Raw genomic sequence first — 7,132 nt, 5'->3', positions numbered from 1 at the left:
GGTGATTCTTCTGCAACTTCTTGTTCTTCTTGTAAGTCCTCTTCTTCTATCAATTCTTCACTTACATTTTTCACTTCTTCTTTTACTTCTTCTTTTTTATTTTTTCCAAAATTAAAAAGTTTTTTAAACATATCTTTCCTCCATTTTTACACTATGTCTGCCATTTTATGTGCTTCCTTAAGATTTAGACTGATGACCTTTGATATTGCTTTCTTTTCCATAGTTACACCGTAGATATAGTCAGCAGCCTCCATTGTACCCCTTCTATGTGTCACAGCTATGAATTGAGTATCCTCTGATAATTCTTTTAAATACTCTCCAAATCTAAATATATTGGCATCATCTAATGGCGCTTCAATTTCATCTAATATACAGAAAGGTGTCGGTTTCGCCAGTATTATCGCAAATAATATACTTATAGCTGTAAGGGCCTTTTCTCCTCCTGATAGAAGGTTTAAATTTTTCATCTTCTTGCCAGGTGGTTTAGCTGTTATTTGTATATCACTTTCAAGTATATTTTCTTCATCTACAATAGTCAGCTCGCCTTCTCCTCCTCCAAACAACCTTTTATATACATATTTGAAATTTTCATTGACCTTTTTAAATTGTTCTTTAAATTGAACCTTCATATTTACTTCTAGCTCGCTTATAATTTTTTCTATGGCGTTTATAGATTCCTCTAGGTCAGCCTTTTGCTCGCTGTAGAAGTCGTATCTTTCCTTAGTCTCCTTGTACTCTTGTATAGAGTCTATATTTACATTTCCGAGACTTGCTATCTCCCTTTTTATAGATTCAAGTATCTTTTTATTTATTTCGATAGAGTCATCTTTTAATTCTAGAGCTTTTACATAAGTTAAATCATAATCCTCAAATAGTCTACTAGTATAATTTTCTTTATTTGCTGACAATCTCTCTATTTTTGAATCTATTTTAAATTCACTTTGTCTAAGCTCCATATTTTGTCTTTCAAACGATTTTAACTTTTTATTTAAATCAGCTACTGTCTCCTTAAGCTTAGTTTTCGCTTGATTTTTACCATCTAGCTCTCTATGCTTTTCGCTCAATTGCTTGTTTAAATTGTCGCTTTCTCTTTTTTGAATTTTAGATTCGCTTTGTAAGTCCTCTATTTCCTTTTGTAATTTTTTTATATTGTTGCTGTTTTCTTCGATTTTTTGTGTTCTGTAGCTTATTTCTCCGTCGATTCTCTTTATTTCAGAATCTGTAGACTTAAATATTTCACTTTTTTGAACAAAATCTAATTTCAAGCCTTCGATTTTTTTCTTTTCTTCTTCAAAAATCTCGCTTTGAAGCTCCTTAGTACTAGTCAAGCTGTCTATTTGTCTTTTATTTTCAGCTTCCTTTAGCTCGATATCTTTTATTTTTTCTTCAATCGTCTTTATCCTATTAGATGTATAATCTAAATTCGAGCTAAGACCAGTTTTTTCTTTTTCTAGCTTACTGATATTTTCATTTAAAGAAGCTCTTTCATAATCGATTGATTTCAGCTTAGTGTTTTGCTTTACGATATCTTTTTCAAGATCATTTATTTCTTCTTCACAAACTGATATGTTTTCTCTTACTTCCTTAATTGAATTTAAAATCGATTCCTTAGACTTCGTATTTTCTTGATTTTCTATTTTTATTTTTTCTATTTTATCTTCAAAATCCTTTATAAGTCTCTTTCTAGAAAGAATATTAGTGCTTGTCTTTAAGCTTCCTCCTGTAAGAGAACCTCCTGGATTTAATATATCTCCATCTAAAGTAACTACTTTAAATCTATGATTAGTTTCATTTGCGAATTTAATACCATTGTCTATATTGTCTATTACTATAGTTCTACCCAATATGCTCTCGACTATGTCTCTATACTTTTCATCAAATGATACTAAGTCACTCGCTATTTTTATATATTCAGTCTTAGAATTTATAGTATTTTCATTTATTTTTTTAGATTTAATTACATTCATAGGAAGAAAAGTAACTCTACCTAGATTATTTTTTTTAAGGTAATTTATCGCATTTTTAGCGGCGTATTGATCTATTGTTATAATATTTTGCATATAAGCCCCTAAAGCTGCCTCTATAGCCTTTTCGTATTGTTCATCAGTAGTTATAACCTGCCCTAATGCACCGCATATTCCAGATAAATTTTTATTTTTTAATACTTCCTTTACACCTCTATTAAAGCCTTCATAATGTCTTTCCATATCTATGTATATTTGAAGCTTTGAAGAGCATTCCTTTAGAGTGTAGTTGTTGTTTTGTATTTTTATATCTATATTTTTATTTTGATTTTTGTAATCCTCTAAATCATTTTTTAAATTGTTTAAAGAAGAAGTCTTTTCCTTTAAATTATTTTTCATCTGGATTACACTTTCTTCTTTTTGTCTATAGATAGAATTTTTTTCTTCTAATGAAGCTTTTATCTCTAAAATATTATTTTCAATAGTTTCACTTCTAAGATTGATATTTTCAGTATTTGCACTTAAAGTCGATAAACTATTGCTTAACTCTTGTTTTTTATTTAAATAAGTAATTATGTTGTCCTTTAGCGCTTCTATGTTCTTATTTAATTCGTTTAAGCTTTGTTCCTTTTTGTTGCTTTCTTTTTCAACCTCTGAAATATTTTGCTCTAATACTTCAATTTCTCTTTTTTCTAGTTCTCTCTTTTGTTTTAGCTCTACTAATTTGCTCTTATCCTCTTTTAATTTGAGCTCAAAATCCTCTAGAGTTTTTTGATTGTTTTCTATATTTAGCTTCGAATTGCTGATTCTTTCGTTTATCAAAGAAATTTGAGAGTCGTTTTGATTTATTACATTTTTTATAGATTCTATATATTGATTTAATTTAGCTATATTTTGCTCTAGCTTTTCGATTTCTTCATTAGTAAAATCTATGTTTTTTTCCATTTTTTCTTTTATTTCTTCTTTTTCATTTAATTCCTTTACGAGTATTGCCTTATGCTTCGTAATTTCAGCTAATTCTTGGTCTATTTTTTTGATTTCTCTGATATAATTATTTACTTCGAGTTTTTTTAAGCTTTCTCTAAGATCCAAATACTTAAGAGCCTTCTTTTGTTGGTTAAAAAGAGGCTTTATCCTGTTTTCTATCTCTATATAGATATCCTCTATTCTCTCTAAATTTTCCTTAGTATTTTTTAAATTTCTCTCTGCTTCTAGCTTTTTATATCTGTATTTTGATATTCCACAGGCTTCGTCGAAAACTTTTCTTCTATTGACTGGGTTATTACTTAAAATCTCGTCTACCTTTCCCTGTTCTATAATAGAATATCCATCCTTACCTATTCCTGTATCTAGTAGTAATTCCTTTATATCCTTTAATCTACACGCCTTGTCATTTAAAAAGAAACCACTCTCTCCATTTCTATAGGCTCTTCTCTTTATAGTAACTTCACTAAAATCTATGTCTAATTTTTCATCACTATTGTCTATAGTCAGAGCTACTTCACAGTAATTCATAGGCTTTTGATCGTTTGTACCTGCAAATATAACGTCTTCTAGCTTATCTCCTCTAAGACTTTTTATACTTTGCTCACCTAAAACCCATCTTACTGCATCGGATATATTGCTTTTTCCACTTCCATTTGGTCCTACAATCGCTGTTATTCCTTCGTTAAAATTTATCTCTGTCTTTGTTGGAAAAGACTTAAATCCCTTTAATTCCAGTCTCTTTAAATGCACATTTTCATCTCCCTTCAGTATTAAAGGTTGTATATCTCTAGTAATTTATCGTAAATTTGATCCATCTTCACAGAAAACTCTCCCTTATTTGAAGATATAATTATCTCTTCTTTAGATAAATCTTCTGGAACTGTCTTTAAATTTATATTGTATTTTTGTTTCATATATATTTTATTTGATTTTTTATTTCCTATTATTTTAGAAATGTTTTTATTGTTTGTTTTTACAACTAGATCTCCTTCTATTTTATTTTCTAAAACGACGTAATCTAAGAAGTCCTTTATCATTTCGCTTTCAGTAAGCTCTCTAAAGGCAGGGTGATAAGGTCCTGCTACAACTCCTTTACCTAATTGTATGTCGTCTGTAGCTTGAAGCCCTACTCTAATTACATTTATATTGTTTACATAAAATAAAACTAATAGTTTTTTTACAATATTTATGCACTCTTCTAAAGTAAACGGCGTATATTTACCCTCTGCTAAAAGAGTTTCTAGTCCTGTATCCTTAACTACTAGTGTAGGATATATTCTTACACAATCTGGTCTTAGCTTTATAAATTCTTTAGCTGTATTTATACATTTTTCTTCTGTATCAGAAGGAAGACCTACCATCATCTGTAGTCCTAGCTTTATACCGTGTTTTTTTATTAAATGTGAACTTCTTATTACTGAATCTATATCGTGTCCTCTGACGCTATCTATAAGCACCTTTTCGTCCATAGATTGAACACCTAGCTCTATAATACTAGATTTGTATTTTTTTAATCTCTCTAAAATTCTATCGCTTATGCAGTCTGGTCTTGTAGACATTCTAATTTCATGTACTAGACCTCTATCTACATATTCCTTTGCAACTGCTAGTAATTCATTTTGGCATTCTTCTTCTATAGCAGTGAAGCTTCCACCAAAAAACGCTATCTCTACATCAGTATCCTCATCTATAGTCTCTAGACATTCTTCTATTATATTTCTAGCATCCTCAGCTGTAACCTCAGTACTTACCCCTGTTATTTTCTTTTGATTGCAAAAAATACAATCGTGAGGACAGCCTCTATGTGGAACGAATATAGGTATTATTCTCTTTTTCATATAAATATCCTCCACCTTATAATCTTTTATCTAGTGCGCATTTTGCTGCTACTTGTTCTGCATCCTTTTTACTTTTGCCTTCTCCTCTTCCTAAAACAGTATCGTTTATGCCGACTTCCATAACGAATGTTTTATTATGGTCTGGACCCTTTTCATCTACTAATTTATACCAAATATTATTTTCTCCATTGCTTTGTAGCACTTCTTGTAAGCATGTTTTGTAATCTCTAAATATTTTACCTTTTATAGAGTCATTTATTATCTTATCCATGTATTTTAAAATAAAGTCTCTTGCAGGCTCCATTCCTCCATCTAGATAAATAGCTGCTATAACAGCTTCTAAAGCATCTGCAAGTATTGATATTCTATCTCTACCACCTGTAGCCTCTTCACCCTTTCCTAAAAACATATACTTACCTAAATGTATATTTTTAGATATCTCACTTAAAGATTCCTCACAAACTATATTTGCTCTTATCTTAGTAAGCTCTCCCTCTGGTAAATTCTTTTCTTTTTTGAATAGATAATCACTTATAACTATACTCAAAACTGAGTCTCCTAAAAATTCTAATCTTTCATTGAAAGGACAGTTCTTATTTTCATTTGAATAAGAACTATGTGTCAAAGCCTCTAATATATAATTTTTATCCTTAAATTTGTAATTTATTATCTCTTCAAACATCTCTATATTATTTAATATTTTTTTATTTATTTTCATTAATTATCCTCCATCCAAATTATTAATCGTTCTATTAAATTGATTTCGGGCCGTATTGTAATTAAAACATATTTACTTTAAAAAACCTATGAAGATTTGAACTTCATAGGTGCTTTTTAAACTAAACATTCATTATTAGCAATTACAACCGTCATCTCCGTCTTCACAGCCACAACCGCAACCACAGTCATCTCCATAATCTTCTTCGTCTTCACAACCACATCCGCAGCCGCAATCACAGTCGTCTTCAGAAGATAATATTACAGCATGGCAATTTGGACAAACTACGTCTACTGAATCATCGAATAGTAATTCTTCATCGATTTCTACAACTTCTGAACAATTTGGGCATTCCATTTCTATATAGCTTAAATCATCTTCATCGTAATCTTCATCTTCGTCATATTCATCATCGTAGTCGTCTTCATCGTCTTCTTCATAGTCATCGTCTTCATCGTATAACCATTCTTCTAAGTCTTCCACTTCTTGTTGTAATTCTTCTATTTCATATTCTAGTTCTTCTACTTGATCTTCTAAATCCTCTACTGAATACTCTAAATCTTGTACTATACCTGCAAAACTATCTAATACATCTACAATTTTGCAGATCATTTTACCTTCTTTAGTCTTATCATCGATATCTAATCCTTCAGCTAAACCTTTTAAATATGCAACCTCTTCACCTAGTTTTTTCATGATAAATCTCTCCTTTGCATTTTTTTAAAATCTTTAGAATAAAGACTTCCTATATGTTTTAAAAAAGCTCATATACCATTACTATTAGATATATAAGCTTTTTTTATGCTAAAATATTAAACTCTTGATAAATATTCTCCAGTTCTAGTATCTATTTTTATTTTATCTCCTTCATTTATGAATAAAGGTACTTGAACTACTGCTCCTGTTTCTACTGTAGCTGCTTTAGTAACGTTACTTGCTGTATCACCTTTTATTCCTGGTTCAGTTTCTGTTACTTCTAATTCTGCAAAGTTTGGAGCTTCTACTTGGAATGGTTGTCCTTGATAGAATCTTATAGTAGCTACTTCATTTTCTTTTAAGAATTTTATAGCATCTTCTACTTGATCATAGTTTAGTGGTATTTGATCAAAAGTTTCTTCATCCATGAAGTAATATAATTCACCATCATTGTATAAATATTGCATTTGTTTTGTTTCTATTATTGCTTTTGGGAATTTATCACTTGGGTTGAAAGCTTCTTCTCTTATAGCTCCTGTTTTTAAGTTTTTATATTTTGTTCTTACGAATGCTGCACCTTTTCCTGGTTTAACATGTTGGAAGTCAACTACTAAACATGGTTGACCATCTTTTTCAAAAGTTACACCTTTTCTAAAATCTCCTGCTGTTACCATTATTATTCCTCCATCTAAATAAATTTCTTATGTTTTATCAGTTTTATTATATATATGTAACTCAAATTGTCAAGTTATAATATATATTTTGATTAATCATATATACTATAATATCATATATTATCTTAACTAAACAAGTTTTTAGATATTTTAGTTGATTATGTTTTAATTATTTTTGACTTTATCTAAAATATTTATTCAAAAATCAAAAAAAAGTCTTCATTCTAAAGATTATTAAATTAATGTAGACTTTTT

5 protein-coding genes are annotated in these 7,132 nt (G+C 29.6%); all 5 read right to left on the bottom strand.

Going from position 1 to position 7,132, the window contains the following annotated elements:
- Window positions 1–146 precede the first annotated feature (146 nt).
- The 5 genes from smc to efp all read right to left on the bottom strand — a co-directional run bounded on the left by smc (window position 147) and on the right by efp (window position 6,877).
- Window positions 147–3,701 (bottom strand): chromosome segregation protein SMC, encoded by a 3,555-nt coding sequence (smc, locus tag ACI3VO_RS02045; protein ID WP_439756310.1) that lies wholly within the window; start codon window positions 3,699–3,701, stop codon window positions 147–149.
- 20 nt (window positions 3,702–3,721) lie between these two features.
- Complete coding sequence (locus ACI3VO_RS02040; protein WP_439756309.1) at window positions 3,722–4,789, bottom strand: elongator complex protein 3; 1,068 nt, start codon at window positions 4,787–4,789, stop codon at window positions 3,722–3,724.
- 16 nt (window positions 4,790–4,805) lie between these two features.
- Window positions 4,806–5,507 (bottom strand): ribonuclease III, encoded by a 702-nt coding sequence (rnc, locus tag ACI3VO_RS02035; protein ID WP_439756308.1) that lies wholly within the window; start codon window positions 5,505–5,507, stop codon window positions 4,806–4,808.
- 135 nt (window positions 5,508–5,642) lie between these two features.
- On the bottom strand, window positions 5,643–6,203 hold the full coding sequence (locus tag ACI3VO_RS02030) for a CD1247 N-terminal domain-containing protein (protein WP_320626209.1): 561 nt from the start codon (window positions 6,201–6,203) through the stop codon (window positions 5,643–5,645).
- A gap of 116 nt (window positions 6,204–6,319) precedes the next feature.
- Window positions 6,320–6,877 (bottom strand): elongation factor P, encoded by a 558-nt coding sequence (gene efp, locus ACI3VO_RS02025; RefSeq protein WP_290686759.1) that lies wholly within the window; start codon window positions 6,875–6,877, stop codon window positions 6,320–6,322.
- Window positions 6,878–7,132 lie beyond the last annotated feature (255 nt).

The organism is Intestinibacter sp., assembly GCF_051866655.1.
Classification (GTDB): domain Bacteria; phylum Bacillota; class Clostridia; order Peptostreptococcales; family Peptostreptococcaceae; genus Intestinibacter.
Note: the sequence above shows the minus strand (reverse complement) of the source record. Positions and strands in the feature narration are given on the sequence as shown.